The following is a 24,015-nucleotide window of genomic DNA, read 5'->3' on the forward strand; positions in this document are numbered from 1 at the left end:
CAGGGGCAGGGAGAGAAATAATAAATGAGTAATGACTAATGAGTAATGACTAATGAGTAATGACTAATTTAAAACCGTCTATATGGCGTGATGTGCGTTTTTGGAAGATTGCTTTGCAATTAGTTGCTGTATTTTTAGCAGTAGTTGTAGTAGTAATACTGTGGGGTAATCTCAAGCGCAATTTGCAGCAATTGGGTATTCCGTTTGGATTTGATTTTCTTAAGCAACAAGCATCTTTTGATATTGGCGAGACGCTGATTAGCTACAAGCCTACTGACACCTATAGTCGTGCTTTGTGGGTGGGGCTAATTAACTCCTTGCGGGTGGCGATCGCAGGAATTTTTCTGACAACCATTGTTGGGATAAGTGCTGGGATTGCCCGACTTTCTGACAACTGGCTGGTGCGGAATATCACGATGGTTTATGTAGAGGTTTTCCGCAATACGCCTTTACTGCTGCAATTGCTGTTTTGGTACTTTGCTGTTTTTATCAGTTTTCCCAAAACAGAAAATAAGATATCCCTTTGGGGTTTTATTGGCGTTAGTCAAAATGGCTTAGAATTTCCTTGGTTTACCCTATCACCAGAGTTTTCAACGTTGCTGTTGGGATTAACTTGCTACACAGGTGCGTTTATTGCAGAAATTGTGCGAGGTGGGATTCAATCAGTACCGAAGGGACAATGGGAAGCAGCGCGATCGCTAGGATTAAAACCAGGGTTAGTAATGCGGTTGGTAATTTTTCCCCAAGCTTTGCGGGTAATCATTCCACCGTTAACGAGTCAATATCTGAATTTGACCAAAAATACCAGTTTAGCGATCGCGATCGGCTACCCCGATATTTATTTTGTCGCCTCTACCACTTTTAACCAAACTGGGAAAGCCGTAGAAGTGATATTACTGATTATTCTCACCTATCTCACTCTGAGTTTGACTATCTCTGTAGTGATGAATTTATTCAATGGCAGCGTGCAAATTAAAGAGAGATAAGGGTGATGAGGGGCATAAATCAGCAATTTAACTCAAAAGTTGAGCCTTTGAACTCGGAAGTTGCACCTCTGAACTCGGAAATTGCACCTCTGAACTCGAAAGTTGAGCCTCTGAACTCGGAAGTTGAGCCTCTGAACTCGGAAGTTGCGCCTTTGAACTTGGAAGTTGCGCCTCTGAACTCGGAAGTTGCACCTTTGAACTCGGAAGTTGCACCTTTGAACTCGGAAGTTGCACCTTTGAACTCGGAAGTTGCACCTTTGAACTCGGAAGTTGTGCCTCTGAACTCGGAAGTTGCACCTTTGAACTCGGAAGTTGCACCTTTAAGGTTGAAATATGACCAATGACTAATGACCAATGACCAATGACCAATGACCAATGACTAATGACAAATTAACTTGGCTCCGTAAAAACCTGTTTAGTACTTGGTACAACAGCTTGTTAACTGTTGTCTGTTTAGTGTTTCTGTTTTGGGTAGTGCGAGGAGTTATAACTTGGGCAACTACTCAAGCACAATGGGCGATAATTCAGGTTAATTTACGTTTATTTCTAGTTGGCAGATTTCCGCAAACGCTATATTGGCGAACTTGGATTGTGCTAGCGATCGCTTCGATTTTAGCCGCTATAACTGGCGGTGTATTCTTTAGTAAACAACAATTAACAAAGCGTGGAATTGCTTTAGTTGCTTTTATCATCGGCGTTTTGCTAGTAGTTTTACCACTGGATTTTACATCCCGCCTTTGGTTATTGTTAATTGCAGTTTTAGTATTTGCAGGTTTTTGGATTGGAGGAAAGTTTACTAAGGTACTAAGTCCTTGGCTTTCCCTATTATGGTTATTGTCTTTCCCGATAATTTTATGGCTAATTGGCGGTGGGTTTGGATTGCAGCCTGTACCTACAAATTTGTGGAACGGTTTGCTACTTACCCTACTAATGGCAGCAGTTAGTATTGTACTTTCCTTTCCCATTGGCGTTTTACTAGCTTTAGGGCGCACAAGCAATTTGCCTGTAGTCCGTTGGTTTTCTATCCTGTATATTGAAATTATTAGGGGAGTACCACTGATTGGAATTTTGTTCTTAGCTCAGGTAATGCTTCCCTTGTTTTTATCAGCAGATGTGCGTCTAGATCGGGTATTAAGAGCAATAGCTGGACTAGTACTATTTAGTGCCGCATATATGGCAGAAAACGTGCGTGGTGGACTCCAATCAATTCCTCGCGGGCAAATTGAAGCTGCAAAAGCACTAGGTTTAAATACACCTTTGGTAGTGATATTAATTGTCCTACCTCAAGCCTTACGTAGTGTTATACCTGCGATCGTCGGTCAATTTATTGGCTTATTTAAAGACACTTCACTCTTATCTTTAGTGGGATTGGTGGAACTTACAGGTATTGCCCGTTCAATATTGGCACAACCACAGTTTCTCGGCCGCTATGCAGAAGTTTATCTATTTATTGGATTTATTTACTGGGTATTTTGTTACTCCATGTCGTTAGCTTCTCGGCGATTAGAAAAACAGTTAAGTCAGTAGCTAAGAGATTTTAAAAAATAAATTATCCAATAATAAAATAAGAGCCAGAATTTAGAATGGTTCTAGTATTCTGACTCCTTTTAATCTTTAAATTTTGCTTTGTTTGGTCAGTTGTGTAATTTATTGTGCATCTAACCAAGCTTGTAAATCCGCCAAGCTGCTAAAATCCAACAGAGCAACACTTAGGTTCTCAAGTACTGTTAAGGGTAAATGAGAAATCATTGCTTGCATTTCTTCAGACAGTTCTTGCCCAAGACGCTTAGTTAAGAGTCGAACAATCAATTTAATAGTTGCTTCCTGTTCTCCTTCCTGTCGTCCTTCTTCTTTAATTTCTCGATAAACTCTCGTTTGCTGTAAAGTTATGCCTAACATGATTTCCACCTCGGCTCGGCTTAATTGTTCAAATTTGTACACCATTATGGTCGTTATCAATTCTATTATGACGATGACAACAAATTATTATTACTATCTAAAATCAGTAATTAGTTGATATTCATTTCATCAGCTTGTAGCGAGACATCGCTAATTTACTAAAAAATTCGGAGGTGTAAATCTGTGACAATAAAACAAGCGTCAATAATTATTGCTGAAGATGTTCACAAGTGGTATGGAAAATTCCATGCTCTTCAGGGTGTCAGCTTGACAGTCAATCGTGGAGAAGTAGTAGTACTGATGGGGCCATCTGGTTCAGGTAAATCTACCTTTATCCGCACATTTAATGCTTTAGAAGAATACCAACAGGGAAGAATTGAAATTGACGGCATTACTCTTAGTCATGACTTGCGAAATATTGAAACTATTCGCAAAGAAGTGGGAATGGTATTTCAGCAATTTAATCTATTTCCTCATCTGACAGTGTTGCAAAATATCTCTTTAGCACCAATTTGGGTACGGCGATCGCCAAAGGCAAAGGCCGAAGAATTGGCAATGCAACTCTTAGAAAGAGTAGGAATTTTAGAACAGGCGCAAAAATATCCAGGACAGTTATCTGGTGGACAACAGCAACGGGTTGCGATCGCACGTGCTTTAGCTATGCAACCCAAAATTATGTTGTTTGACGAACCCACCTCAGCCTTAGATCCAGAAATGGTACGAGAAGTTTTGGATGTAATGCGAGGTCTAGCCCGTGATGGAATGACAATGGTAGTTGTCACCCACGAAGTTGGATTCGCCCGTGAAGTCGCCGACCGGGTTATTCTTATGGATAGCGGTTTCCTCGTCGAGTCAGCCACCCCTGAGGCATTTTTCAACAACCCCAAAGAAGAAAGAACACGCAAATTTTTGTCACAAATTCTCTAAAACCTCTGCACTACTTTGCGTTCAACTTTGCGCGACGGCAGTCGCTACAACGGGGAGCCACTGCGGTGGACGGGTTCCCCGGCATAAAGCAAGTGGCGTGGGAACCCCCGCAACGCGCTGCCTCCCCTCTGCGTTTCACTTCTAGCCCTTTTCTCCCACAACTTCACACCAAGCTTGAGCAAAAAATCCATCTGGGTGCTGACTCCATTCCCGCAAACCATTACTCATTGCTGTAAGTAATCGCTCATCAGTCCAACCTTTCTCTACAGCTTGGTCTTCCTTTGCAGAATCTTCGATTCGCAATGCTAGATATTCTGCGATCGCACTCAGCGGCTCATAACATTGATAAGAAGCGGAAGCCTTGATATTAATAAACCCAGTTTCTCGCAGCAAAGCGCGTAACTCTCTACCCACATAAGGATTACCAGAATTCTCCTCATGGAGCCATTTGTAATAAGTAATCGCCTGTTCCAGTTCTGGCGGGAACGGTGCAATCAGACATCCATCCCAGTCAGGACTACGAAGCCCAACAATTCCCCCCGGTTTCAAAACTCGCCACAGTTCGCGCAACGCCTGCACAGGTTCTTGAAGATGCTCAAACAGCGCATGAGAAAAGATTGCGTCAAATGAGTTATCTGGAAAGGGTAGAGCATATATATTTCCTTCTAGAAAATTAGTATTACTGACACCTTGCTTGAAAGCACTTTCAGCAGCTATGCGGATTTGAGATATTTCTCGATCAATACCTATAAGCGTACCAGGGGCAATAACTCTTGCTAAACCCAAAGCGATCGCACCAGGGCCACAACCACAATCTAGCAATTTCATCCCTGGACGTAAATAAGGCGTAAAAAACGCTGCATGAGTATCTACGCTGCGATTTGCCATGAAATTCGTCGCATTGCTCGAATAGCCTGGAGTATACTTTTCCGGCATCGCTTTGACTCCCTACGATATCTGTATAAGTATGATATGTAGGTAATTTTGAGATGTCCAATATATATTTATAGAGAATTGAAACTTATAAAGTATCAAAAAAATGGAATTGCGACACCTGCGCTACTTTATTGCTGTAGCTGAGGAACTGCACTTCAGTAGAGCCGCCGAGCGACTGCATATTGCTCAACCACCTTTAAGCCAACAAATTCAGCAATTAGAGGCCCAGTTGGGCGTAGAACTGTTTCAGCGCAAAACCAAGCGACAGGTGCAGTTAACGGAAGCTGGGCAAGTTTTTTTGCAAGAAGCTTATCAAATTTTGGCTCAACTCCAAAAAGCAATTGAGCTAACCCAAAAAATAGGAAGAGGTGAAAAGGGACAATTGCGAATTGGGTTTACCAGTTTGGTAACTTATGATTTGCTTCCAATAATTTTGCGGCGGTTTCGAGAACAGTTTCCAGAAGTAGAGTTGGTATTGCAGGAATTAACCACAACTCAGCAGGAACAAGCGCTACAGGAAAGCCGCATTCATGTAGGTTTTGCCCATCCACCTTTAGAAGACAACACACTCAATCAAGAGTGCATTCAGCAAGAAGCTCTAATTGTGGCTATGTTAGAAACTCATCCTTTAGCTGAACAAGAAAAGATTTCAGTGCGATCGCTAGTAAACGAAAACTTTATCATGTTCCCTCGCCATTTGGGGCCAGGGCTTTACGACCAAATCGTGAGTCTTTGTCAGCAAGGAAATTTTAGCCCGAAAGTAACTCAAGAAGCGATTCAGATGCAGACGATTATCGGATTGGTGTCAGCGGGAATGGGAATTGCGATCGCGCCATCTTCATTGCAAAATCTTCAGAGGGCTGGCGTAGTTTATCGTACTCTGGAGGAGAAAACACCATTAGTAGAAACGGCTATAGTGTGGCGGGAAGAAAATATCACACCTGTACTAAGGGAATTTTTACGTACAGTCATCAAAGCCAGCAGCGGGATTTGAACTCGCGACCTTCCGATTACAAGTCGGATAGGTTAGAAGGAAAAAAGGTTAAAGGGAAAGGGGTTAAAGGCTAAAAGAAAATGAGTGAACTGATTTTGAACTAATTGGCTTTATGAAAAATTTTTCAGGAGGTGAACTTTTGTAGTAGGTCGTTGCGGTTGTGAAGGGCGATCGCTTCCAATATCCCCTGCCTCATTCGCTCTTTTTTGTCCCCAGTGATGCCCAAATCCTCAAGGATAAAGCTATCAAGTGAATTTTTATTACTTTGTTGTAGCTTCTGGATTAGTAGCTCAGTCTGGTTTTTCGCAGGATTAATGAAGGTGCGGGAATCGCGATCAAAGCCTGAATAATTTTCCATTTGCGGCATTGGTAGCCACTCGTTAATTGCGCCGTGGAAAAGGGCGCGTCCTACAGGACTACGCTTGGCTATTTCTTTGATTGCCTCGGAAGTTGGCTTTTTATCTTTGGGTAGAAGTTCAAGGTTGATGACCGACTCGTAGGCGCTCATTTGAGCGGGATTTATGATGACGTAGGGATTAAGTTGACTACGCATTCCTCCGCTTATCCCTAAGTCCGAAGTGTCACCGTTTTGAACCGCCATCCAGAAATTTCTGCCGTCCCCATCCCCCAGGCTCACAAAATGAGCAATCTTGTTTTTCAGCCAAGCCATTGCCCCCCTGGTGGACTTAAACGAAGAGGCAACAGCTGTACCCTCATCAAGAAAAAGCAAGCACTCCCCTGGAACTTTCATATACAAGTCAAAACACCCCTTGACCCACGCGACAACCTCGTGGGGTTCCATCTCGATAATTTTTGCCCTTTCTAGATAATCTGCGCGCCCTTCCCAGTAGCCAGATTCTTCCGCTTTGCCTTTGGGGTCGATTACAAATATTTTGCGATTGGGATGATATTTCTGTACTGCTGCTAGGGCATTGCTAATCACGATTCCCTTACCTGCACCCTGAATGCCGACTATCAGCTGATTTTTTATTGCCTTGCCTACCATCTCACCCATCACATCAAATTCTTGGCGGCTAGGAGGGGTGTAGTAACTGGTTGCTGTAAGTGCTTGGGTTTGGGTTATTGCTGGAGATGGGATAGAGGCAGGAGGGGCAGGAAGATGAGAAATGGGGCGGGAACTCACTCCACTGGTTGTATCTTCTCGTATTTCAATAAAATCAAGTGCATCATTACTCAGTTTGTATTCGCGCTCCGTAGCCCATTGGATTTGTCGCAATACTTCCGCATCCCCTACTTGATGGCGGAAATCAAGAAAGTTATCCCCTTCTAGGATATGGGCCACGCACTTGTAATTATTGATTGCCACCTCATTGCGGTTAGCTTGTTTTGTCCTTTGCCATGCTGAATAAAATCCCCAGCCGGCGATAAGTAAACCCGTGGGAGGGAAACCAGTGGCGGACGCAGCAAAAAGCCCCAACACTATGCCGCCAATGATGAAATATTGAGAGCTATTATCCTCAATTGAGTCGCTTGCGATCGCTTGCCACTCCTGGGGTGTCAATTGGCGTGAGTTGGGGTTAAAAGCGGACATTACTTTGGGCGATGAATTGAGGGAGTAGTTTTGAATTGCGGTTGCTGGCACTGTTTCAGGAATAGCGGGCATAACAGAGTTATCAATCCCGCTATCATCAGCAAAAAAGGTAATCCTTTTGGTAAAGGAAGCGTTGCTTGATCCATCGTTTTACAGACTTCTTTTAATTGACGAGAATTAAATTCAAACCACTCGCCGTGCATCCGTTGTGAAGCAAATTTGTGGTGCAAACCTAGCTCAATAGTGTGAGCATCTTCCACAATAATTGTTTTTGTAGCTATCAGAGGGAAAGGACTTTGACCGCCACTGAGTTCTGTTAGCCGCTGCTCAAAATGTCTATTGGTGTAGCCAATTTTGTAGCGGTTTGTTCCCTTGGCGTTAATTAGGTAGACTGTGCCTTTTTTAGTCATCTCGAATGCGATGCCCTCATGAAGTAGGCGATTTCTCCTAGCCAGAAGATAAGATGGATGATTGCCTCAATTGCAAATAATGTGACTATCAGCAAGGTTACATTCTTCCAATCAATCTGCCCCCACTGTCCCGAAGCCAGAATAAACATCAACTGCCCAAATCCACCCTTACATGGTGGATAAACTAAAGCGCAAAAACAGAAGTCAATCGCGTAAACAAATAGCGCTAAATTCCGCGCTGTGGTCATTGTCAACGTGGGGAAAGCGTTATACCAGCGTTTTAGTGCTGCGAGCGCCGGATCGTCGTTTTCTCGAATCTCGAATTTATCAGCAGATTGGGCATTGGTTATTAGTGTTCTCATGAAGGCGCGATCGCGTTTGAGGATGATGGGGAAAACTTCAACGGTTTGCACCACTACCCAAATCACCAACCCGACCAACCAGTGCAATGCCGTGCCAACTGTGGCGGCTGCGGGGCCAATTAAGGGGATGGAGTAAATCAATTGGAGTAGGGCAGTATCAGCAGCTGCACCAGAGATAATCATCTTCACAGCCTGGGCATAAGGTTGGATATTTAAATAGGCAAACCATATCCCGCAGATAACTGCTGCCCAGTACAGAACTCTGATGAAGGTGCGGGTATCTGTACCCCGATTATTCTTGTGTTTTGTCTGGTTCATTTTCTGCTAGTAATCGTCCAAAATCGTAAATCGTAACTTCTGGATCTGGATCTGGTTTAGGCGCTGGCTCTGGTTGTAGTTGCGGAGGGCCTAGCCCGATCGCGTTTTTAATTTCTTGCTCCATCACAAATTGGGTGAAGAGTATTTGGCTTTTGAGTGTTTCACCACTTTGTCAATCGCTGCCTGGTTGCCAGTGAAAGCAATCTCGCCCACAACTTCACCCTTGACAATTCTGGCGGTGTTACCGTAGGCATCGCATACCACTGTCCCCACGGGCAAAGGGGCGTTGCGAACGCGGTCAAAAATTGCCTTTCCTTCTGTCAGGGTGGTGAATTTGTCAGGGGAATTTTTGGCAACTACCAACCTGCACCCTTTGGCATATCGCGCCTCAGCAATTTTGGCGCTTGCATCTATCTGCTGCTGAGATAGGGTAAGATTCCACTCATTGGAAGTATTTTCTTGGGATTTTTGCTGGAGGGAAGCGATCGCTCCCCACTGATTTTTCAAGTTGCCAGAAGATAGCGCAAAGCACACGCACAACCCAAAGAAGAATACCGCCGTCATGGGGTTTCGTTGCAGATATTTCATGAACTTGCTTTGCTCAAACTCTTTTAGTCTCGTAGATAGCGCTTGAGCAGTTGTTTCGTTAGCAACTGGGTATCCGGGATCGTCTTGATAGATTGGGGCTTTTTTCCTGCACCTACCTCCAGCAGAAATTCGTCAGGGTCAAAGTCTAAAGTGCATGAAGCAGTTCTTTCTGCCAACTGTGTTTGGGTATTGGCATTATTGTTGATGCCGTAATCCTCCAAAATTCGTTCCACCGTTTGAGGATTTTGGATTAGGTGACTCATCAAACTAATCCGATTAGCAGCTTGTTGATTCTTTGCCTCTAAAGATTTGACATCTAAATCAGTCAGTGTTTGGTTATAAACCGTTTCTGACAGCTGATGCTCAAGCACAGCACGAGCGATCGCTTCCCCAGCAACAATATCAACAAAGCCTTTGAACACGTTGATGGGGATGTCGGTTTTTTCGCCTACCAATTCCATCGCTATCTCTTCTACTGGTACAAGATTTTCTCCCCTTGCCACTAGAAGCTTGTGCTTGTCTACAGCTTCTTGAATGATGCCAAAAGTATCCTCTAGTTGCTCAATAATTGTCTCGTCAAATTCCTCGCCATTAGGGTCGATTCGTTTGTCAATTGCCGCCAGTTCACTCAATCCCTGGATTATTTGGGCTTGGGTGTATTCCCCTTCAAAGTGCTGGAATAATTCCGATCTAGTGAATGCCATTCCTTATTCTCCAATTCTCAAATTGCTCTCTGGTCAAGGATGAGCGCTTTTTTCTTAGGTAAGCTTTTACATCGTCATTGCTCATTTTTCTGCCTTCCTCTACATAGCCGTTTTTCAAGGCGTAAATAGCAGCAAGAATAAAGCGCTGATAGTTGTCTAAATATTCGTGTCCGGTTTGATATTCAGCAAGGACACTGATTACCAAGCGGATAATCTTTTGCTCCCATCGCCAGATAGTGGTTCGCCCAATTCCCATGCATTGGGCCCATTCATGGCGACTTAAGAAATATGGGTCAAATTGACTACGGACTCCTGAACGGTCATCAAAAAAATCCCAAATCTCAACTTTGTTCACTGTTCATTGCGTTTCACTGGTAACGTAAAGTCTGAAACAATTGCGTTCCACCGTTTAAGTTCAATGCCTCAAAACTTCTATATTCCGTGGGTTTTGGTGATATTTTTAGTTTGGTTGAGATAGTTTGAGGTGAAGAAGGTCAAGTGTTAAGTGGAACGTGTTGATTCAGTTGTTACTGGAACACGTTTCAGTTGTGTTTCAGTCATAAGCCAATTAAAAACCCCACCATAGGGCAGGGTCTAGAAACTTCCTTACGGTGTAAGGTCATAGCTGTTTATTGCGGGGCTTTTCTCGATACATTTGTTTTAGACGTTCGGCGCGATCGCGGTTCGATTCTGACCACCATAAGTAATGTGCTTCCGCTAGTAACTGTTTATGGTGTTCAGTCGGTGAGCGATAGTTAGGATTATCTTTAGAAAAAAACCACCTCTCAACAGTTGAAACGCTGCACTCGCAAATTTCTGCAAGTTCTGTGTTGCTAACTTCCCAAAAACTCAAAAACTCCTCTAGTTCCACGATTGGGTGCTTTGGTTTATTTTCTCTAAACTCTTTTAACGCTTGCCAGTGACGGCGCTGTGGTGGACGGGGTGCAGTCGCAACCATATCATGATTCCGAAAGTGACGCTTGTCTTTGGTCGATGATACCATCGTTGGGAGTAGGATGGTGCTATTTAGGGCAAACTTGGGACTATGGCAGAAGATAACAGGCTAAGAATTGGGTTAGGAGAAATTTATCGGGATTTACTAAGGAATGATGCTTTTCAGCGCGGCAGTAGCGAAACTCAACAAGCAGACAGCTTGCTTGGAGCAAAGCTGATGGAGCGCGAAAAGCGAATCATGGAGCGTAATAAATATTTGGCGTGGAAGCGTGGCATAACACCAGCACAGCTATGGATCGATGTGTTGAGTGGCAATGCGAAGCCACCAACTGTTGAAGAATTATCGGACTTGCGATCGCGCGGATTAATAGATGAATCTGGAGATGTGCCAGGATTGGGTATATGAGCGACGATCAGCAGCATCTCCAAGAAATCAAATACAGATTTGCCAAACTCGGCTGGTTGAAGCGTGAGGATATCCTGTGGCTGCTGGAAGTATTGAGTGAGTTGTTGGGCAGCAAGTAATAAGCAAACAAATAGAAATTATGGACGCATTAAAACTAATAACAGCGGGAAAATCAGCTTTAGATGGAATTAAATTACTAAATCAATATGCTGAAGAAATAAAAGACACGCAAAAACGTGGCGAATTCATGAGAATTATTGGTCAACTTAGTATAGAGTTGGCAGAAACTCAAATGAAGCTAGCAGGGCAAATTCAAGAAAATATTGAGAATCAACAAAAAATAAAACTTTTAGAAGAAGAAATAAAAAAATTAAAAGACCCGGCTAGCAAAGTAATTTTTAAAGATGGATTTTATTATAAAGAAGATGGAGATGGCGAGTTTTGCACAGCTTGTTACGACAGCGACAAAAAGTTAATAAGAGTAAAAAAAAGTTCCAGGATTGATGACGCAGCAGTGTCCTGTATGTAGAACTTTGTCTGGTTATGAACGCAAAAGCTGAGGGTAGAGAATAATCACGATCGCCTTTCATGCTCATACCTCATGAAAAATTTTTCATGAGGGTCAGTTTAGGCTTTATCGGAGCGATCGCTTTAGTGGCATAAATTACCTTCCCCCTCGTCTTTCGCTGGCTGCTCGACCACCGCATCGACTGCCGTCACGAGCAGTATCACTGGGTACGTTGCACACTCCAGATGAAGTACTTCCAGCAGAGAAAGATCCGTAGCTACTACTGCTAGTATTGACGGGCGCTGGTGATGAAATACCTCCAGTAGAAAAGTTCCTGTAGCTAGCGCTGCCATTGTTAACAGTTGGCGCAGAAATCAAGCCACACAAACGACTCAAGTCAAAAGTGCTTGGGGTGTCCGTCTTGGCGTAGCAAAGCGCCTCATTTGACGCGGTAGGATAATTACTGTTATGAAGCGCTTTTTCAAAACCTGGTTGAGCTTGGGCAGTGGCAGAATTCGCAAGCCCAATAATCGTAGATGCAACACTAAGAACTAGCAATAAAGAACGCATACCAAAAATTTATGTAATGTTTCTTCCTCTTTTGTATGGCTTTGGTGGATAATTCTGTCGCAGAAAAGACACGGAACAATTGATGAAGATTCGGTGTGTACCTTGCGAAGCAAATCCGCAAGTGCTAGAAACAGTGAGAAAAAGGGCAACTCTCGGATAACAATCAAAAATATGCGTTGGAAGCGAATTCTGATGGCTACAGGACTGGGCACATTAGCCATATTTACCGCCGTAACAACTTATCGTGAATGGCAGGTTAGAAGGCAAGGGTGGTGTGTGCGCTTTAGCTCCGATGGCAAGCAGAAGGTATTGTATGGAGACGATTGCCGATCGCCAGTTCAAGGGGAAACCCTAAAACGGAAATAGGGGGTGCAGGTAAGAGCGATCGCGAGTAGACTGTGTGCGTAAAGTTACTTTAAAGCCAATGTTTATTGAAGCGAACAACAAAGACGGGCACAGAATTCTAATCAACACTGACGCGATCGCCTATGTTGATTTTGATGCTGTTGTCTACGTTCAGAAGGAACCTCGCGAAGTTGAAGAAAGCGGAGTAAGAGTCTCTTTCCAGGTATCAAGAGGAGATGAAGGAAAACAATGGCCGGCGTTTCAGGAGTTTACTGGCAAAGAAGCAGAGAATCTTCGAGCAGGGCTTTCTAAAGCGTTGGAGGCTAATCGATTTTCATAAGAGCGCAAAACAACACAGCATAAATCATCCTGAAAAATTTTTCAGGATGATTTACTAGGGAATTATCGCTTACTCCATTGGATCGTCTCTGCCAATGCCAAGCGATCACAAGAGAACAGAACCCCAAGACTTGTCGGGTTTTGGGGAAAAGGGGAAGGGGAAAGAAAAAACTTTTAACCTTTACCCCAAGCCCAATTCCGAGTTAAAAATCCACAAAGCGACGAGCAGTATTGAACAGAACCCGGCTTATGTCCTGCTTCTGAACGCGGAAATTATCGGTGGTGTGAGTATGATCACAAGTGTTTGACGCAAAAATTTTTCATACTTGTGTTACTGGAATTGTTAAAAAGCTAGGTGAGGAGTGCTGCTATGGCAAAGAAAAGTTCTCGAATAATTGAATTCAAGCAGAAATTGCTTGACAAAGTTGCAGATATTACTAATTCCTATGATTTGCAGCTAGTCAAAGGAGCAGGGGAATACACTTATGTTCAGCAAAAAGACTCATTCGTAACACTTGTAAGTCTAGCCTTTGGTTTTTATGACGAAACTGACTTATTTACTGTAAACATAAACATTAATTGGGATATTTTTGATTCCGAGCAATGGCATTTTGAACAGACTAACATCTGCCTCACTGATGGCGCAAATATTGAAAAGATGCTGTCCAGTATTGATCAATTACTTGGTACTAAATACCACAAAACCTGATAAGCAGAAGTTTTTAGCAAATTCACTTCACAAAAAAAGCCAGCGAATCACTTGCTCGTATTTCAAAAAACAATGAATCTTACGTGGTTGACTCAATTTTTTTGGAGTAGTTCAATAACCTTTTTTATATGCTCAAGAGGGCTTTCATCTCCAGGCGCAAAACTTGAATGATGCTGAAGGTGAGAATGATCACCCCTCATGAAAAATTTTTCAACTATGGCTGTTGCAAAACATTGATCGCTTTCAAGTTGTGATGCGGATTTGAAAGCTCCCCTCTAATCCTCTGCTCTAAGAGTAAAAGCCAGTCTAGATGCTCAATCTGGTTTTGCCATGAAAGTTTGGGATTCTTACTGATATGAATAAGTGAAAGCGGCGCTAGGGCAACACCCGCAGCTGCACGACGGGGCGCGAGTTGTCGAAGTGCAAAACTTTGGGTAAATCCTTCGAGATCGCAATCCCAAATACCAATAGGAATGCTACTCCCATTGCGAAAAACGCGCCAGACTGCAAAGCGGTGCGTAAGTGCAGAATTGTATGGATGAGAGTGCGATCGCAAGCGGAAAGGGGTTCCGTTGAATTCCCCAGCCATTTCTGCTTGTAAATCGGGCAAGTAATCCAGCGTGATAAGGTAATCGCATTCTCCGTATCTTGAGGTGATGCGGTAGGTGCTAAGTCCCCCTGGGGTGGTTCTCTCAATTCGCAAAACGGCGCAATATTTCCCGTACCAGCGCTTGATAATTTTTGGGGAACTGCGACGCTTTTTCTTGCCCTTGAAAAGCTTTGAGATCCATCGTTGTAACTTTTCGATCCATCCCACATTACTCTCGCCCCTTGGTCAAAAAGTGTCCAAAAGCCAGAGCGATCGCATCTGTTGGCAATCCTAAAATTCCAGCTATCAAAACAACACACGGATAGAAGATTTGAGCGTTGAGTTCGCGAGAGGCGATCGCAAATTCAATCCCAGACTTATTAAATTTAAAGGAAATATCTGTTGACTGAGCCGCGATCAGGGTTGTCAAGAATAATGCAAATAGATAGGAGTATCCTTTGCCGAGGCGAGAGTCGTTTTTTGGGGGTGCGATCGCCATTGTTTCTGGCAAGGTTGGTGTACTCTCTCAAAATTCCCCAAACAAAAAGCGCCACTGTAGTGCAGAAGCGCTTCTAGGAATAGGTATTTGTGTAAAAAAACTAGACCAAAGAAAATCTGGTGATTGTGGGTGAACCCTGCCCCATTAGGGTGAAAGAAGTAGTGACGATCGCTGTAGAATTCATTTGCTTTTGGAAATTGGTAATCACAGCAGCGCCCTTCAATCCATCGCCTACTGCATAACCATTGGGAGGTGGATCTTGCTGCCAAACAAAAATTTCCCTACCGGATACAGCCTGAGAGGCAGCATAGAAAATGCGGCGAAAAGCCTCATCATCGCTTAATAAATTTGCTTGCCAGGGCAGTTGCCAAGACTGTCCTGTAATTGCTCCGTCTTTGTATCCCAAAAGGTCTTCAAAAACGAGTACGTCAGCGCGATCGGCGTTCAGATCGACGCTTAACTGAGTACCACCAAGCAACCGCAATTTCGCTGTGTAATCAGCCGTTGAACTGCCCGTTAAGGCAGCAGTGGTAGCTTCAATGTGCAGAGTGGTATCACCTGCTTTAGCGTCCTTGGATAAGTAAACGGTAAGTGTTGCTGTGCCGTTATCAAAGGTCAAAGGTGTGCCACCTGCGATCGCCCCTGTCAATGCAGTTACAGTCACGCTAGTTGCTGCACTGGTGATGCCACTGGCAGCCGTAATGCTCACATCTTCTGGCTCGGTGCGATCGCCCAGTGGAAGTAATGCCACATACAGCTTTACTTTATTACCCGCACCAACTTGGAAAGTCTTGCTCATTCTGATCTCCGGTTAAACCGCAGTCAGGGTTCCCTCACTTCCCAATCCTTTAAGAAAATTTTGCATTGCTCCACAGTGAGCAGCTTGTCCGAGCCTGGCATTGGGCTGACTCTTTCTATTAGGTAATGGGCAGGTAAATCGCCGCTCAAAAGCCCAATTACTTCCACCAAACTTTTATTTGTATCCCACTGTTTGAGGTGAATTTCCCATAGGTTCGTGAAAGTGCGATCGCCCCCAATATTTGCACTCACATCCGGGTATGGCTGTTTAATTACTACTTCCAACCCTGAAACTTTTGTGCCGTTTTCAGGATAATTCCAGCCTTTGTCTGGGTCGGGGAGACAGGCTAATGCGGGGCTTATAGAGCGATCAGGGAAGGTGTAAGTTCCTAGTAAGTTTTCTAATATTAGTAATACATCATTGCGTAAAATAAGGATATCAATCATGTGTTGTTAGAAATTAAAGCGGAGGAATTTGAAAAAGTACACAATTCAATTTCATCACCCAAAGTTCCCTTATTGGTTTGAGGATTTTATTGCACTTTCTGAGGAATCGGCTTTAAAAGAAGCAAGAAGAATTTGGGGTAACAAATGTGGAGATATTACCGTTTACGCTGTATCGTTCGACTTAAGACTTGGGGTGCGTCCGCTTTTCTATGTAGCCTCGGACGCGCATACTGAAGCCTACTAAATCAGTTGATGAATAATTTTTCAGGAAGTGCGTTCACTTTTTAAGGTCACGATACGCGGCTTTGACAAGAATAGCCAAAGCGTTGGCGACTGTTGAATCAAGATTTTTGTCCGATAGCAACTGGAGAGCGATCGCCTCTGGCACGGACAAGTGTTTATTAGTTTCTGCGCCTTTAAAAAATACAGAGGGCGAAACATCTAGCCAATTGCAAAGTGCTATAAAAGTTTCCATATCAGGAGATTGACCTCTTTCTACTCGTGAAAGAGTAGATGGGCTAACATTGCCAATTTCTAAGGACACGTCGCGCAATTTTTTATCACTACGCCTATCGCGAACTAAGGTAGATAATCGTTCTAGATCAAGAGAGTATTTCACAGATATTTGTTGAGTTGTTTCTGCATTATGCCTGCTGCGTCACACTCTTTTAAACCTACTTTTGTCCAAGGCCTTGCAGGTAGTTCAGTACCGTTTTTAGTAGTTGCTCCATCATGGACGATCGCGGCATGATCGGATTCCCAGGTGTACTCAGCAGCATTGGCGTTCCGGGTAATTACGAGAGAATTATACAATTCTTCGCTATCCAAAATGTTGCGAGGACTGCCTACTAAATCACCGTTTTGGCGGAGGGTTTCACGCGGCCATTCCCAGATATCGGAGGCGATCGCATTTTGAAAAGCCTCTCCCTGTGCCCCAACTACCACGTCAAAAGCTTTGTTAATGGCTGAATTTATCTTATTTAAATCAATATTGATTTTGCCCACTTTTATTTCTTGCTTGTTGCATTTTTCAAGTGATGAACTTTTGTTTGTAGGAGCAAATCATTGATTATTGGTTTTGTTTGTAACAATAATTTGCCCGTTTTTAATCATAGGCGGTATAGCCAGAATTGCATTATCCCCAGTCTCTATTGCGGTTTGATATCCTAACCGCCAAGACTCATTAGCTAGATTATTGGGTATTTCTGGTATGCAGGGTAGCTTGAAAACACCGTGTAACCAGCCTTCATGAAATTCACTGTCACCTTGCAAATTAATCATAGGTTTGCATCCAACTTTGGATCTTCTGCGATTTCTGGTTGAGCCATTATCAATTCCTCCTAAACACTCCCCGAATTGGCGTAATTGCATCAATCGCCATTGCCACTACATAAGGGGATTGCACCACAGGTAACAGCTTGAATCTCCCTGTTTCTGGCTTGTTAATTGCCACGTTTATTTCAATATCAGCTTCCATCAAAAACTCAACCCCTTGGGGGTAAACTTGCGGCTCAACTAAATACCCTTCTAGTAGCGTGGCATGACCATCAGCGCCAGCGAATTGCTGAATTTCATTAGCATAGCGATTGACTGTGCTAGTGTCTGCTGTGGGCTTGAGAACTGCTTTGATTACTATAGATTGGTAATTCAGCGATCGGTTGCCAGCAGCATTGGTGGTGTAAGTGCCATCGGCAACCTGGAATGTGAGAGTGGTGTTTTCAAAGCCAGAAAATGGTGAGGTCATTCGTCAGAAATATAATTAACTACAGCCTGTGTTGCTGCTATCCAAGCTTGCTGAATTTGCCCTGGTAAATCTTTAAATTCAGGCATAGGCAATCCTTGATAGTTTTTGAAGTCTGTTGTTTTGCCATAAGCTTGATATGCGATTCTTGCTATCTTTAGTTCTTCTGATTCCATATTGTTATGTTATCCTCGCTCAACTATGCAATCTTCTTCAAAGGTTCTCAAAAATTCCCAAGCTTGCCTGTTCCAGCGTGCGTCGGCGAGTGCGTTGTGTTCACCTTTGCCTTGTTTGGGTAATTCTGGATCGCCTAAATGTTTGCACCATTGCTTAATGTCGTTGGTGTACATCGGCAAGCCTTTCGGAAGGCGCGCCATTGTCCCAAATAATTGAGCGAAAACCACCCAGTCGTAGCTTCCGTAGTATGTCCAAAATTCAGGGCTTTCGATCCCATCTTTAAGAACATAATTAAGCTCTTGATTCATTTGGAATTCGCACCCTAAGAAAGATGCGATCGCATCTCGAATATCGCTTCTAGATTGCCATACATTCTTTCCTTTTTCGGGTCTATCAATTGGCTGAAAGGGAAGATGAGATAATACATTCGCCTTAACCCAATCATTAGCATTGCTGAAATTGCAGTCCCAATTTATGAGATAAAGTTCTCGTCCATCTTCGGCAACAATCCCAATAGAAATAAGTTCTATTGTGCGACCATCCTCAATGAATTCGGTGTATAGCCAGTGGCGCATATTAATCTGCTAAATAAACCGTAAAACTTCCCAACACCACAGTATAAACTCTCCCTCAAGCATTCTTAATATCTTCCTCCAGTTCAGATTGATTTAGGGTTCCTAGCTCAACTTCTATATTTTCAGCAACAAGTATTTGCTTTGCTCCCTCAATCGATATCCCCAAAAGCTCTGCAAGTTTTGACAAAGAAATCTCGCTATTTTTGTAGGAATCTATCCACATATCACAATTATTAATCCAGTCTTGGAGAGATTCTAGCGGTGTACCACCTTCCCCCGGTGTTCCGTTGCCTGGGGTAATGTATGTTTTGAACCACACTAAACTATTGTATTTAGCTGTGCAAAGATTTAACATCATAATTCAAATACAGATTCAAATTTGAATCCAAAGATTTGTACACCGCCAGATTGAAAAGACATAACAGCAACAGCTAGTGCCACCTTATTAAAAATCGCCCCAGCTTTTTTATTATCAAATAATAAAGTATCGCCAGAGTATGCAATTAAATCAGCAGTCTCTTTGACCGATTCTAATAAATAATCTGATATATATCCCGACTGTTTGATTTCTCTGATCCGCAGCATAACAGCAGTTTCAAGGCATACAGGAAGCGCAATTGACATATTAGCTCCTCAACAAGATTCCACCTCCACCTATTGAATCTGGGGACGGTGGTAAACCTAATTGATAGCGCAGTTTTTCAATTAAGTCATCTCTTCCAGCTAACATTCCTGAAGTTCTTGAACCCGTCTCCCACTCCAAAACATCGGCGCGTTTTAGTGCGGCATTAACAGAACTTCGCTCACTTAAGATCGCCCTTTCAATAGCCTGGAAATCAGCTAATATTTGCAAAACTTGAGCTACTAAAAATTCAGACTCAAGCTCGATTTTATCTAGCCTTGCCCAGATATCATCTTTTTGAAATAGCAGTGGTACTGGGCGATTTTTCTGATATTCAGTGGGTGTTAGTGTGGCGTCAAAGCGGTAAAAGTCGTTGGGTGAATCGGCGTATTGCGATCGCATTTGATCGGTGCGTAGCAGTGCCTCATTGAGGGCAGTTAATATTTGGTATCGCTGTTCTAAGGTGAATGGCATAATAATATCCGTAATTTGTAATCAAGAGTTCCAGTTATGGTGAATATCCAAGAGATTCTTGACAAAAGGTTTACCACTTATGAAGAGGCGATCGCTGTTTATGGAAGCTACAGAATATTGATAGCGAATGCCTCTCCTGCACCAATTAGTCCATTGCCTTGTTCTTTAGAAAAAGATATGGTTTTGCCTATCGTGCAACCACTTGCTGTAACAACAATTGAGTTAAGACTTTTTCAAGGCAGGGATGGATGGTGGCGATTCATTAACATGGGTGAGAAATGAAAGCATTTAATCCGTGGGGATTTTTTAAGTCGGGTGAGGTTATTAAACCACTGAACATTCAAGAGCCGCCCTGTAAATATTGTCAGTTCTGGAGTCCGAGAGCGATAACTGACGAGAAAGGAGGATTTACTGGTGTTCAACTTTGTATAAGCGAGAGTATGCATCATGATTTCTCCTGTTTCAAATCTTGCGAAACAGCAGCCGACACCGACACCGCCCCCCACACTCACAATCAACCCCAGGCGGAATAACATCTTTAATAGGTGTCCAGCTTAACCTCTGGTAGCTAATACACGATCCACAATGTCTACTTTGGGCATCTAACAGGCGTTTGGCGTAAAAACCATACTTACCCCGACTGGTAAACTCCGATTCAAAAAAGCTAGTCTTGGCAGATTTTGCATAACTTCCAGCCCGTCTAATCGCCTGTTCTGGGGTCAGTTTCCCCTCTGCTAAATCCTGCCCAAAGCCGTGAAGGAATTTGTACTGCTTCTTGAGTTGTGCCCCAATCTTGCCATAATGTGTAGGTGTAAATTGTTTTGTTCCACCTGTACCAATGGCCGCAACCCGCAGGTGGGACTCCTTCAAACTCAGTGCCATCCGAGTTTGGAATTCGGGGATGTCGATTTTCCCCTGCGCCAAAAGCCTTGCGTGCCCCTTCAATCGCACTTCGGTACGAGAAATCTCCTCATCAACAAAGCGCATCACATCAACTTGCCGCACATAGCGCCCTGTTCCTGAGTCGCGGTATCTATGGCTACTTGGATCGAATTGGTATGGCATTTATGAAAAATTTTTCATGAGGTAGAGAAGCTTTGACCATCTCATCCACATCAGATTGGCGGATGGTGGAGAGTTTAAGGAGTTGGGCTAGGGTTAGGGGTTGTCCACTGAATTTGGTCATTCTTCCTCTTTCGCTCCATGCAATAAGGTTTTGTTGGATCTACAAGTCTCCAGCCGTGGCAGACTTTACCCACACCGCGCAAAACGTTGTAGATATTGGCAGCATTCAATCCCTGTTTGCGACAAAACTGGGCAACACTTTCAAACTCCACGATTTCGCCTTCTGGGGACATAAGTTTGTACATCATGAGGCAAGTATCCTGTCAGTACTGGTAGAGTTTTCAGTCAAACTCACCTCAGCATTGATGTCAAATTGTCGGGGTAGTACCTTACCCGCTTGCAATAGCAGCAGCAAAGTGCGGTGGCTGATTAGCCCTTGAGTTTGAAGGTCTTCTAGCTTGCCTGTTTGTTCTGGTGTCAGTGGCATTGATAGCAAATCTTCATCCTGGGTAATGCCACCGCCCTCAGCTTCCCCGGTGTAAGCCACCCAAAGTTCAAAAACTTGCTGCATCGCTGATTCCTTCCGCCGGGCCACGCCTTTGAGGTTGGCGCTGGTTTTGGTAGATTCCAGCACTGCCTCAGTAGCGGTCTTCTGGCGATCGCCACTGGTCAAAAAGTCCAGCGTCATACGATCCATCGCCGCTTCTAGGTCTTTGATATCGTCCTTGGAAGCTGCGATCGCCACCCCGCTAGGTTCAGCAAAGAAAAAGTCCCCGTCGTTGGGGATATCTAGTACCGAGTTGGGGCCAATCACCAGCGGGGGGACTTTTTTAATGTCATCTACCGTTTTTATTAATCCCCTCCGCACTGGCACCGGTAAGTTGCATTTACGAAGCACCTCATTTAATTGGCTGCGTTTCTGAAAATGTTCAATGTTGAGCTTGGCAAGGTTCAGAAACGGTGCTTTAGCAGAGAATAAACCGCTTTCTGTGACGGAGTAATAAACCAGGGGAATTTCTGTAAGGCTGGTTGCCCCTTGATCTACCAACAGCAATTGCGATTCTTTATTGGTTTTGATTATCTGAAAAACAAAGTACTCCCCAGGAATCAGCACACGATAGTAAACAACTTCTTTCTCCCCATAATCTCCATCCGGCTCCAATCGAGTTTCGCGAATGGTCACTCGCGTTAATTGGGGTTTGCCGTTTATCTTGGTTGTCCGCCAATTGAGGATGTCTCGCCTATCTATTAGTACTAAGTATGGACGGCGATCGCTCTCTAACAAATCAGCCTGAGAATTAATGTTGGGATCTTCTGGCGGGTGTTCCACCATCACCCCACACCAGCCATCCCGCAGACAGTATTGGTCAACCTCGTGAAAAAATGTCCAGAGGTCATTGCCCATCTGGTCGATATTGTTCTGATTGTCGAGAATCGATTGGGCAGTATCATCATTGAGACTAAAAACGCTTAAAAGCCCTGCATAGTCTTTGATTGCGGGTTCAAAACGATTGTCAAAGGTGGTGCGACGGATGCGATCGCTCCAAGCCTGGGGCGGCTCCTTGGTTTCCTTGGGAAGATAAGCCCTTTCTCGCCCCTCCAAATTATTCCAGCAATCAAGCAGTAGCAGCAGATTGCCTGAATATGCAGCAGCTGCTAGGGATAGGGTTGAGGGTAGATTGTTGGTATTGTTGGTATTGTTGGGAGGCAAGCTACGTAATTAGTGGGTGTACGTAGCCAAAATTCCCCAAAGCTAGCACCTTCCTAGCTGATCAAAAGACAAAGGCAGGACTTGCACCTGCACCTCCTACTTTCCGGTTAGTGTAAGAACGATTGCGTGCGGTAAACCACGTTCGTGCATTTACTATTTCTGCCACTCTGTCAACATCGTATTTTATCAAGGGCAAAGGTGGGAGTCAAACCCACAAGAGCTTATTTACTTCGTCTCCAAGTCCACGCCTCAGTTTCCTGTATTGTGGCTTCCATGCACTCGTCACTTGTGCTGCCTTGCCACGATCGCCCTGTCCGCACGCAACGCATTTTGTAGGGTTTAAGCGATCACATCCCCGTTTATTTGCTCTTTTTCGGCTCCGGTATGCTAACAGGAAATATCAACCGTCTGCCTAGCAGTCCCTAGCCTTCAGCGTCTCACGAGGATCGTGTAACTCAGGTTCAGGATTTAATTGCATCTATATATTAACTCTGAACTTCCTCTGTTTCTGGAGTGCTTGTTCTTTCCAGGTAAGCTTTGGCTCCAGTAATAAGCTTTGCTTCCACTTCTGAGATATCTAAACCCTTGAATGAGCGCTTATAGGCTCCTAATATCTCTTTTCTAAGTGCCATTCCAAATTCGCTTGTGCCTTCAATAAAGGCAGAAACTGCATCAACAATGGTCGTATCTTCTAATCGCACCTTGTTGAAAAAGTTTTCAAGAGTTATTTGAATCCCTTTGAGGGTTAAGTTAGCAGAACCTGCGGATTTCCCTCCCTTAATTTTGGCAATGTCATCGGAGGCTAGTTTTTGAGTTAATAACTTTGTCGTAGAATTGCGAGTTGTTTTTGTCTTGTTAGGAGCCTCTGTTGTTGCTGTAGCAACAGAAGATGTATCATCCTTGAAAGACCTTGCCCATTGCAAAACCACGCTATCAAAGGCATCCTCGGTAATCATCTCCGAGCCGTCTTCCATCGGGTGAATTACTTCTTTGGCTCTGCCAAGTAGTTTTTTTACTTCAGTTGGCGATGTGCTTGTGGCTTTTGCTAACGTTTCTAGGCTTAAGAATCTCGTTTTTGTGGCGCTGTTGTCAACGGTTATTCTTTCTGCAATTGCAACCATATTATTCGCTCCAGTTTCTTCACATTCTAAACATATTTCATAGCCTAAAAGTGGCTTTAATTTAAGAAAAAGTTCTTGGCGATACTGGAGCAGAGTCAAAAGCGATGAAATACTCGCACACCTTAAATTTAAGATAGTCTGTTCTTTAAATACTGAAATATAGGGTATCACTTGGTTTAAGGCTGTTACCAGTTTTGGTTCATCAAATAGCCGCGAGAGCAATTCACCATTGTTAATATTCATAAAATCGCCTAATTTCTCTTCCCTTTCCCCCTTTCCTGTAAAGAGGCATCGGTGTTAAAGTTCCTTTGTTTACGGTGCTTTGAGGTAAGGAAATGAACAAAGGTGAATTAGTGGATGCTGTAGCTGGCAAGACTGGTGTTACCAAAAAGCAAGCTGATGCAGTCTTAACTGCTGCATTGGAGGTGATTACTGAAGCTGTAGCGAATGGCGACAAGGTGACGTTGGTGGGATTTGGGAGCTTTGATAGGCGCGATCGGGCGGCACGCGAAGGACGTAACCCAAAAACCAATGAGAAGATGGAGATTGCGGCGACCCGTGTGCCTGGGTTTTCGGCTGGAAAGGCTTTCAAAGAAAAAGTGGCTGGTAATTTTGAACCTGCCGAAGTTGCAGCATAATACTTTATGCAACAAAACATGAATTTTGCAGCATAAAGTGTTTGGAACTCT

At 43.7% G+C, this 24,015-nt stretch carries 40 protein-coding genes and 1 pseudogene; 13 read left to right on the forward strand and 28 right to left on the reverse strand.

What is annotated here, in order from left to right; genetic code table 11:
• Nucleotides 1-59: 59 nt before the first annotated feature.
• From FD723_RS18455 to FD723_RS18465, 3 genes are read left to right on the forward strand one after another with little or no spacing between them, the layout of a single operon-like run.
• Nucleotides 60-986: an amino acid ABC transporter permease gene (locus FD723_RS18455; RefSeq protein ID WP_179066627.1), complete on the forward strand. Its 927-nt coding sequence runs from the start codon at nucleotides 60-62 to the stop codon at nucleotides 984-986.
• Between the two features lie 5 nt (nucleotides 987-991).
• A complete protein-coding gene (locus tag FD723_RS18460; protein WP_179066628.1) occupies nucleotides 992-1,330 on the forward strand; it encodes a hypothetical protein in 339 nt (112 codons plus the stop codon).
• Between the two features lie 31 nt (nucleotides 1,331-1,361).
• Entirely contained in the window at nucleotides 1,362-2,513 is a 1,152-nt protein-coding gene (locus FD723_RS18465; protein WP_179066629.1) for an amino acid ABC transporter permease, read from the forward strand.
• Between the two features lie 120 nt (nucleotides 2,514-2,633).
• Here FD723_RS18465 and FD723_RS18470 read toward each other — a convergent pair.
• Nucleotides 2,634-2,954, reverse strand: a pseudogene (locus tag FD723_RS18470) (DUF4351 domain-containing protein); the annotation flags it as partial.
• A gap of 120 nt (nucleotides 2,955-3,074) precedes the next feature.
• On the opposite strand from FD723_RS18470, the gene FD723_RS18475 reads away from it, so the two are divergent.
• Nucleotides 3,075-3,812, forward strand: a complete 738-nt coding sequence (locus FD723_RS18475; RefSeq protein ID WP_306297027.1) for an amino acid ABC transporter ATP-binding protein — start codon at nucleotides 3,075-3,077, stop codon at nucleotides 3,810-3,812.
• A 141-nt stretch (nucleotides 3,813-3,953) separates the two neighbouring features.
• On the opposite strand, the gene FD723_RS18480 is transcribed toward FD723_RS18475, so the two are convergent.
• Entirely contained in the window at nucleotides 3,954-4,748 is a 795-nt protein-coding gene (locus FD723_RS18480; RefSeq protein WP_179066630.1) for a methyltransferase domain-containing protein, read from the reverse strand.
• Nucleotides 4,749-4,851: 103 nt separating this feature from the next.
• On the opposite strand from FD723_RS18480, the gene FD723_RS18485 reads away from it, so the two are divergent.
• Nucleotides 4,852-5,742 (forward strand): LysR family transcriptional regulator, encoded by an 891-nt coding sequence (locus FD723_RS18485; RefSeq protein ID WP_179066631.1) that lies wholly within the window; start codon nucleotides 4,852-4,854, stop codon nucleotides 5,740-5,742.
• A 124-nt stretch (nucleotides 5,743-5,866) separates the two neighbouring features.
• Here the strand turns inward: FD723_RS18485 and FD723_RS18490 are convergent, their stop codons facing one another.
• The 8 genes from FD723_RS18490 to FD723_RS18525 form a co-directional block, all read right to left on the reverse strand.
• The gene (locus FD723_RS18490) at nucleotides 5,867-7,294 is read right to left on the reverse strand and encodes a hypothetical protein (protein WP_218651741.1); all 1,428 of its coding nucleotides are present in this window, start codon (nucleotides 7,292-7,294) and stop codon (nucleotides 5,867-5,869) included.
• A complete protein-coding gene (locus FD723_RS18495) occupies nucleotides 7,294-7,704 on the reverse strand; it encodes a GIY-YIG nuclease family protein (protein WP_179066633.1) in 411 nt (136 codons plus the stop codon). The genes FD723_RS18490 and FD723_RS18495 overlap by 1 nt, the downstream gene beginning before the upstream one ends.
• Complete coding sequence (locus tag FD723_RS18500; protein WP_256874858.1) at nucleotides 7,701-8,384, reverse strand: hypothetical protein; 684 nt, start codon at nucleotides 8,382-8,384, stop codon at nucleotides 7,701-7,703. Before FD723_RS18500 ends, FD723_RS18495 begins: the two co-directional genes overlap by 4 nt.
• A complete protein-coding gene (locus FD723_RS18505; protein ID WP_179066634.1) occupies nucleotides 8,359-8,508 on the reverse strand; it encodes a hypothetical protein in 150 nt (49 codons plus the stop codon). The genes FD723_RS18500 and FD723_RS18505 overlap by 26 nt, the downstream gene beginning before the upstream one ends.
• A complete protein-coding gene (locus tag FD723_RS18510; RefSeq protein WP_256874859.1) occupies nucleotides 8,508-8,972 on the reverse strand; it encodes a hypothetical protein in 465 nt (154 codons plus the stop codon). The genes FD723_RS18505 and FD723_RS18510 overlap by 1 nt, the downstream gene beginning before the upstream one ends.
• A gap of 23 nt (nucleotides 8,973-8,995) precedes the next feature.
• Entirely contained in the window at nucleotides 8,996-9,676 is a 681-nt protein-coding gene (locus FD723_RS18515; protein WP_179066635.1) for a hypothetical protein, read from the reverse strand.
• Nucleotides 9,663-10,031 (reverse strand): hypothetical protein, encoded by a 369-nt coding sequence (locus FD723_RS42880; RefSeq protein ID WP_256874860.1) that lies wholly within the window; start codon nucleotides 10,029-10,031, stop codon nucleotides 9,663-9,665. Before FD723_RS42880 ends, FD723_RS18515 begins: the two co-directional genes overlap by 14 nt.
• A gap of 264 nt (nucleotides 10,032-10,295) precedes the next feature.
• Nucleotides 10,296-10,679, reverse strand: a complete 384-nt coding sequence (locus FD723_RS18525) for a hypothetical protein (protein ID WP_179066636.1) — start codon at nucleotides 10,677-10,679, stop codon at nucleotides 10,296-10,298.
• Nucleotides 10,680-10,721: 42 nt separating this feature from the next.
• Here FD723_RS18525 and FD723_RS18530 point away from each other — a divergent pair, with 42 nt between their 5' ends.
• From FD723_RS18530 to FD723_RS18535, 3 genes are read left to right on the forward strand one after another with little or no spacing between them, the layout of a single operon-like run.
• A complete protein-coding gene (locus FD723_RS18530; RefSeq protein WP_179066637.1) occupies nucleotides 10,722-11,036 on the forward strand; it encodes a hypothetical protein in 315 nt (104 codons plus the stop codon).
• Complete coding sequence (locus FD723_RS42885) at nucleotides 11,033-11,155, forward strand: hypothetical protein (RefSeq protein ID WP_256874861.1); 123 nt, start codon at nucleotides 11,033-11,035, stop codon at nucleotides 11,153-11,155. Before FD723_RS18530 ends, FD723_RS42885 begins: the two co-directional genes overlap by 4 nt.
• A 20-nt stretch (nucleotides 11,156-11,175) precedes the next feature.
• The gene (locus FD723_RS18535) at nucleotides 11,176-11,565 is read left to right on the forward strand and encodes a hypothetical protein (protein WP_179066638.1); all 390 of its coding nucleotides are present in this window, start codon (nucleotides 11,176-11,178) and stop codon (nucleotides 11,563-11,565) included.
• A gap of 135 nt (nucleotides 11,566-11,700) precedes the next feature.
• On the opposite strand, the gene FD723_RS18540 is transcribed toward FD723_RS18535, so the two are convergent.
• Nucleotides 11,701-12,114, reverse strand: a complete 414-nt coding sequence (locus FD723_RS18540; RefSeq protein WP_179063514.1) for a hypothetical protein — start codon at nucleotides 12,112-12,114, stop codon at nucleotides 11,701-11,703.
• 192 nt (nucleotides 12,115-12,306) lie between these two features.
• On the opposite strand from FD723_RS18540, the gene FD723_RS18545 reads away from it, so the two are divergent.
• The 3 genes from FD723_RS18545 to FD723_RS18555 all read left to right on the forward strand — a co-directional run bounded on the left by FD723_RS18545 (nucleotide 12,307) and on the right by FD723_RS18555 (nucleotide 13,507).
• Nucleotides 12,307-12,480, forward strand: coding sequence for a hypothetical protein (locus FD723_RS18545; RefSeq protein WP_179066639.1), 174 nt, complete (start codon nucleotides 12,307-12,309; stop codon nucleotides 12,478-12,480).
• A 58-nt stretch (nucleotides 12,481-12,538) separates the two neighbouring features.
• Complete coding sequence (locus tag FD723_RS18550) at nucleotides 12,539-12,799, forward strand: hypothetical protein (protein WP_179066640.1); 261 nt, start codon at nucleotides 12,539-12,541, stop codon at nucleotides 12,797-12,799.
• Between the two features lie 369 nt (nucleotides 12,800-13,168).
• Complete coding sequence (locus tag FD723_RS18555) at nucleotides 13,169-13,507, forward strand: hypothetical protein (protein ID WP_179066641.1); 339 nt, start codon at nucleotides 13,169-13,171, stop codon at nucleotides 13,505-13,507.
• A 214-nt stretch (nucleotides 13,508-13,721) separates the two neighbouring features.
• On the opposite strand, the gene FD723_RS18560 is transcribed toward FD723_RS18555, so the two are convergent.
• The 13 genes from FD723_RS18560 to FD723_RS18620 form a co-directional block, all read right to left on the reverse strand.
• Nucleotides 13,722-14,324, reverse strand: a complete 603-nt coding sequence (locus FD723_RS18560; protein ID WP_179066642.1) for a hypothetical protein — start codon at nucleotides 14,322-14,324, stop codon at nucleotides 13,722-13,724.
• 1 nt (nucleotide 14,325) lies between these two features.
• On the reverse strand, nucleotides 14,326-14,607 hold the full coding sequence (locus FD723_RS18565; RefSeq protein ID WP_179066643.1) for a hypothetical protein: 282 nt from the start codon (nucleotides 14,605-14,607) through the stop codon (nucleotides 14,326-14,328).
• Nucleotides 14,608-14,695: 88 nt separating this feature from the next.
• Nucleotides 14,696-15,394 (reverse strand): hypothetical protein, encoded by a 699-nt coding sequence (locus FD723_RS18570; RefSeq protein WP_179066644.1) that lies wholly within the window; start codon nucleotides 15,392-15,394, stop codon nucleotides 14,696-14,698.
• A gap of 23 nt (nucleotides 15,395-15,417) precedes the next feature.
• Nucleotides 15,418-15,840 (reverse strand): hypothetical protein, encoded by a 423-nt coding sequence (locus FD723_RS18575; protein ID WP_179066645.1) that lies wholly within the window; start codon nucleotides 15,838-15,840, stop codon nucleotides 15,418-15,420.
• Between the two features lie 277 nt (nucleotides 15,841-16,117).
• Nucleotides 16,118-16,459, reverse strand: a complete 342-nt coding sequence (locus FD723_RS18580; RefSeq protein WP_179066646.1) for a helix-turn-helix domain-containing protein — start codon at nucleotides 16,457-16,459, stop codon at nucleotides 16,118-16,120.
• On the reverse strand, nucleotides 16,456-16,845 hold the full coding sequence (locus tag FD723_RS18585; RefSeq protein ID WP_179066647.1) for a hypothetical protein: 390 nt from the start codon (nucleotides 16,843-16,845) through the stop codon (nucleotides 16,456-16,458). Before FD723_RS18585 ends, FD723_RS18580 begins: the two co-directional genes overlap by 4 nt.
• Before the next feature lie 57 nt (nucleotides 16,846-16,902).
• Nucleotides 16,903-17,121, reverse strand: a complete 219-nt coding sequence (locus FD723_RS18590) for a hypothetical protein (RefSeq protein WP_179066648.1) — start codon at nucleotides 17,119-17,121, stop codon at nucleotides 16,903-16,905.
• Between the two features lie 49 nt (nucleotides 17,122-17,170).
• The gene (locus tag FD723_RS18595) at nucleotides 17,171-17,584 is read right to left on the reverse strand and encodes a hypothetical protein (protein WP_179066649.1); all 414 of its coding nucleotides are present in this window, start codon (nucleotides 17,582-17,584) and stop codon (nucleotides 17,171-17,173) included.
• A complete protein-coding gene (locus tag FD723_RS18600) occupies nucleotides 17,581-17,757 on the reverse strand; it encodes a hypothetical protein (protein WP_179066650.1) in 177 nt (58 codons plus the stop codon). The genes FD723_RS18595 and FD723_RS18600 overlap by 4 nt, the downstream gene beginning before the upstream one ends.
• Nucleotides 17,758-17,766: 9 nt before the next feature.
• Nucleotides 17,767-18,333 (reverse strand): 3'-5' exoribonuclease domain-containing protein, encoded by a 567-nt coding sequence (locus tag FD723_RS18605; protein ID WP_179066651.1) that lies wholly within the window; start codon nucleotides 18,331-18,333, stop codon nucleotides 17,767-17,769.
• Between the two features lie 55 nt (nucleotides 18,334-18,388).
• The gene (locus FD723_RS18610) at nucleotides 18,389-18,691 is read right to left on the reverse strand and encodes a hypothetical protein (protein WP_179066652.1); all 303 of its coding nucleotides are present in this window, start codon (nucleotides 18,689-18,691) and stop codon (nucleotides 18,389-18,391) included.
• Nucleotides 18,688-18,957 carry a hypothetical protein gene (locus FD723_RS18615; protein WP_179066653.1) on the reverse strand — a complete coding sequence of 90 codons (270 nt, stop codon included), beginning with the start codon at nucleotides 18,955-18,957 and terminating at the stop codon, nucleotides 18,688-18,690. The genes FD723_RS18610 and FD723_RS18615 overlap by 4 nt, the downstream gene beginning before the upstream one ends.
• A gap of 1 nt (nucleotide 18,958) precedes the next feature.
• A complete protein-coding gene (locus FD723_RS18620) occupies nucleotides 18,959-19,429 on the reverse strand; it encodes a hypothetical protein (RefSeq protein ID WP_179066654.1) in 471 nt (156 codons plus the stop codon).
• Between the two features lie 36 nt (nucleotides 19,430-19,465).
• Here FD723_RS18620 and FD723_RS18625 point away from each other — a divergent pair, with 36 nt between their 5' ends.
• Complete coding sequence (locus FD723_RS18625) at nucleotides 19,466-19,711, forward strand: hypothetical protein (protein WP_179066655.1); 246 nt, start codon at nucleotides 19,466-19,468, stop codon at nucleotides 19,709-19,711.
• A 180-nt stretch (nucleotides 19,712-19,891) separates the two neighbouring features.
• On the opposite strand, the gene FD723_RS18630 is transcribed toward FD723_RS18625, so the two are convergent.
• The 4 genes from FD723_RS18630 to FD723_RS18645 form a co-directional block, all read right to left on the reverse strand.
• Complete coding sequence (locus tag FD723_RS18630; protein ID WP_179066656.1) at nucleotides 19,892-20,494, reverse strand: hypothetical protein; 603 nt, start codon at nucleotides 20,492-20,494, stop codon at nucleotides 19,892-19,894.
• A 74-nt stretch (nucleotides 20,495-20,568) separates the two neighbouring features.
• Nucleotides 20,569-20,802 carry a hypothetical protein gene (locus FD723_RS18635; RefSeq protein WP_179066657.1) on the reverse strand — a complete coding sequence of 78 codons (234 nt, stop codon included), beginning with the start codon at nucleotides 20,800-20,802 and terminating at the stop codon, nucleotides 20,569-20,571.
• Entirely contained in the window at nucleotides 20,799-22,205 is a 1,407-nt protein-coding gene (locus tag FD723_RS18640) for a DUF4055 domain-containing protein (protein ID WP_179066658.1), read from the reverse strand. The genes FD723_RS18635 and FD723_RS18640 overlap by 4 nt, the downstream gene beginning before the upstream one ends.
• A gap of 485 nt (nucleotides 22,206-22,690) precedes the next feature.
• Complete coding sequence (locus FD723_RS18645; protein ID WP_179066659.1) at nucleotides 22,691-23,569, reverse strand: hypothetical protein; 879 nt, start codon at nucleotides 23,567-23,569, stop codon at nucleotides 22,691-22,693.
• A gap of 92 nt (nucleotides 23,570-23,661) precedes the next feature.
• On the opposite strand from FD723_RS18645, the gene FD723_RS18650 reads away from it, so the two are divergent.
• Nucleotides 23,662-23,964: an HU family DNA-binding protein gene (locus FD723_RS18650; protein ID WP_179066660.1), complete on the forward strand. Its 303-nt coding sequence runs from the start codon at nucleotides 23,662-23,664 to the stop codon at nucleotides 23,962-23,964.
• The last annotated feature ends 51 nt before the right edge of the window (nucleotides 23,965-24,015 follow it).

The sequence above is a fragment of the Nostoc sp. C052 genome (genome assembly GCF_013393905.1).
In the GTDB taxonomy this organism is placed as follows: domain Bacteria; phylum Cyanobacteriota; class Cyanobacteriia; order Cyanobacteriales; family Nostocaceae; genus Nostoc.

Excerpts from the sequence above, each read along its gene's own strand:
- FD723_RS18620 (WP_179066654.1), bottom strand. The coding sequence starts at position 19,429 with ATGCCATTCACCTTAGAACAGCGATACCAAATATTAACTGCCCTCAAT.
- FD723_RS18635 (WP_179066657.1), bottom strand. The coding sequence starts at position 20,802 with ATGATGTACAAACTTATGTCCCCAGAAGGCGAAATCGTGGAGTTTGAA.
- FD723_RS18600 (WP_179066650.1), bottom strand. The coding sequence starts at position 17,757 with ATGGAATCAGAAGAACTAAAGATAGCAAGAATCGCATATCAAGCTTAT.
- FD723_RS18540 (WP_179063514.1), bottom strand. The coding sequence starts at position 12,114 with ATGCGTTCTTTATTGCTAGTTCTTAGTGTTGCATCTACGATTATTGGG.
- FD723_RS18545 (WP_179066639.1), top strand. The coding sequence starts at position 12,307 with ATGGCTACAGGACTGGGCACATTAGCCATATTTACCGCCGTAACAACT.
- FD723_RS18485 (WP_179066631.1), top strand. The coding sequence starts at position 4,852 with ATGGAATTGCGACACCTGCGCTACTTTATTGCTGTAGCTGAGGAACTG.
- FD723_RS18505 (WP_179066634.1), bottom strand. The coding sequence starts at position 8,508 with ATGGAGCAAGAAATTAAAAACGCGATCGGGCTAGGCCCTCCGCAACTA.
- FD723_RS18605 (WP_179066651.1), bottom strand. The coding sequence starts at position 18,333 with ATGCGCCACTGGCTATACACCGAATTCATTGAGGATGGTCGCACAATA.
- FD723_RS18555 (WP_179066641.1), top strand. The coding sequence starts at position 13,169 with ATGGCAAAGAAAAGTTCTCGAATAATTGAATTCAAGCAGAAATTGCTT.
- FD723_RS18460 (WP_179066628.1), top strand. The coding sequence starts at position 992 with ATGAGGGGCATAAATCAGCAATTTAACTCAAAAGTTGAGCCTTTGAAC.
- FD723_RS18535 (WP_179066638.1), top strand. The coding sequence starts at position 11,176 with ATGGACGCATTAAAACTAATAACAGCGGGAAAATCAGCTTTAGATGGA.
- FD723_RS18530 (WP_179066637.1), top strand. The coding sequence starts at position 10,722 with ATGGCAGAAGATAACAGGCTAAGAATTGGGTTAGGAGAAATTTATCGG.
- FD723_RS18515 (WP_179066635.1), bottom strand. The coding sequence starts at position 9,676 with ATGGCATTCACTAGATCGGAATTATTCCAGCACTTTGAAGGGGAATAC.
- FD723_RS18495 (WP_179066633.1), bottom strand. The coding sequence starts at position 7,704 with ATGACTAAAAAAGGCACAGTCTACCTAATTAACGCCAAGGGAACAAAC.
- FD723_RS18500 (WP_256874858.1), bottom strand. The coding sequence starts at position 8,384 with ATGAACCAGACAAAACACAAGAATAATCGGGGTACAGATACCCGCACC.
- FD723_RS18525 (WP_179066636.1), bottom strand. The coding sequence starts at position 10,679 with ATGGTATCATCGACCAAAGACAAGCGTCACTTTCGGAATCATGATATG.
- FD723_RS18490 (WP_218651741.1), bottom strand. The coding sequence starts at position 7,294 with ATGTCCGCTTTTAACCCCAACTCACGCCAATTGACACCCCAGGAGTGG.
- FD723_RS18575 (WP_179066645.1), bottom strand. The coding sequence starts at position 15,840 with ATGATTGATATCCTTATTTTACGCAATGATGTATTACTAATATTAGAA.
- FD723_RS18480 (WP_179066630.1), bottom strand. The coding sequence starts at position 4,748 with ATGCCGGAAAAGTATACTCCAGGCTATTCGAGCAATGCGACGAATTTC.
- FD723_RS18590 (WP_179066648.1), bottom strand. The coding sequence starts at position 17,121 with ATGATTAATTTGCAAGGTGACAGTGAATTTCATGAAGGCTGGTTACAC.
- FD723_RS18630 (WP_179066656.1), bottom strand. The coding sequence starts at position 20,494 with ATGCCATACCAATTCGATCCAAGTAGCCATAGATACCGCGACTCAGGA.
- FD723_RS18610 (WP_179066652.1), bottom strand. The coding sequence starts at position 18,691 with ATGATGTTAAATCTTTGCACAGCTAAATACAATAGTTTAGTGTGGTTC.
- FD723_RS18615 (WP_179066653.1), bottom strand. The coding sequence starts at position 18,957 with ATGTCAATTGCGCTTCCTGTATGCCTTGAAACTGCTGTTATGCTGCGG.
- FD723_RS18650 (WP_179066660.1), top strand. The coding sequence starts at position 23,662 with ATGAACAAAGGTGAATTAGTGGATGCTGTAGCTGGCAAGACTGGTGTT.
- FD723_RS18455 (WP_179066627.1), top strand. The coding sequence starts at position 60 with ATGACTAATTTAAAACCGTCTATATGGCGTGATGTGCGTTTTTGGAAG.
- FD723_RS18510 (WP_256874859.1), bottom strand. The coding sequence starts at position 8,972 with ATGAAATATCTGCAACGAAACCCCATGACGGCGGTATTCTTCTTTGGG.
- FD723_RS18625 (WP_179066655.1), top strand. The coding sequence starts at position 19,466 with ATGGTGAATATCCAAGAGATTCTTGACAAAAGGTTTACCACTTATGAA.
- FD723_RS18645 (WP_179066659.1), bottom strand. The coding sequence starts at position 23,569 with ATGAATATTAACAATGGTGAATTGCTCTCGCGGCTATTTGATGAACCA.
- FD723_RS18465 (WP_179066629.1), top strand. The coding sequence starts at position 1,362 with ATGACTAATGACAAATTAACTTGGCTCCGTAAAAACCTGTTTAGTACT.
- FD723_RS18550 (WP_179066640.1), top strand. The coding sequence starts at position 12,539 with ATGTTTATTGAAGCGAACAACAAAGACGGGCACAGAATTCTAATCAAC.
- FD723_RS42885 (WP_256874861.1), top strand. The coding sequence starts at position 11,033 with ATGAGCGACGATCAGCAGCATCTCCAAGAAATCAAATACAGATTTGCC.
- FD723_RS18595 (WP_179066649.1), bottom strand. The coding sequence starts at position 17,584 with ATGACCTCACCATTTTCTGGCTTTGAAAACACCACTCTCACATTCCAG.
- FD723_RS18570 (WP_179066644.1), bottom strand. The coding sequence starts at position 15,394 with ATGAGCAAGACTTTCCAAGTTGGTGCGGGTAATAAAGTAAAGCTGTAT.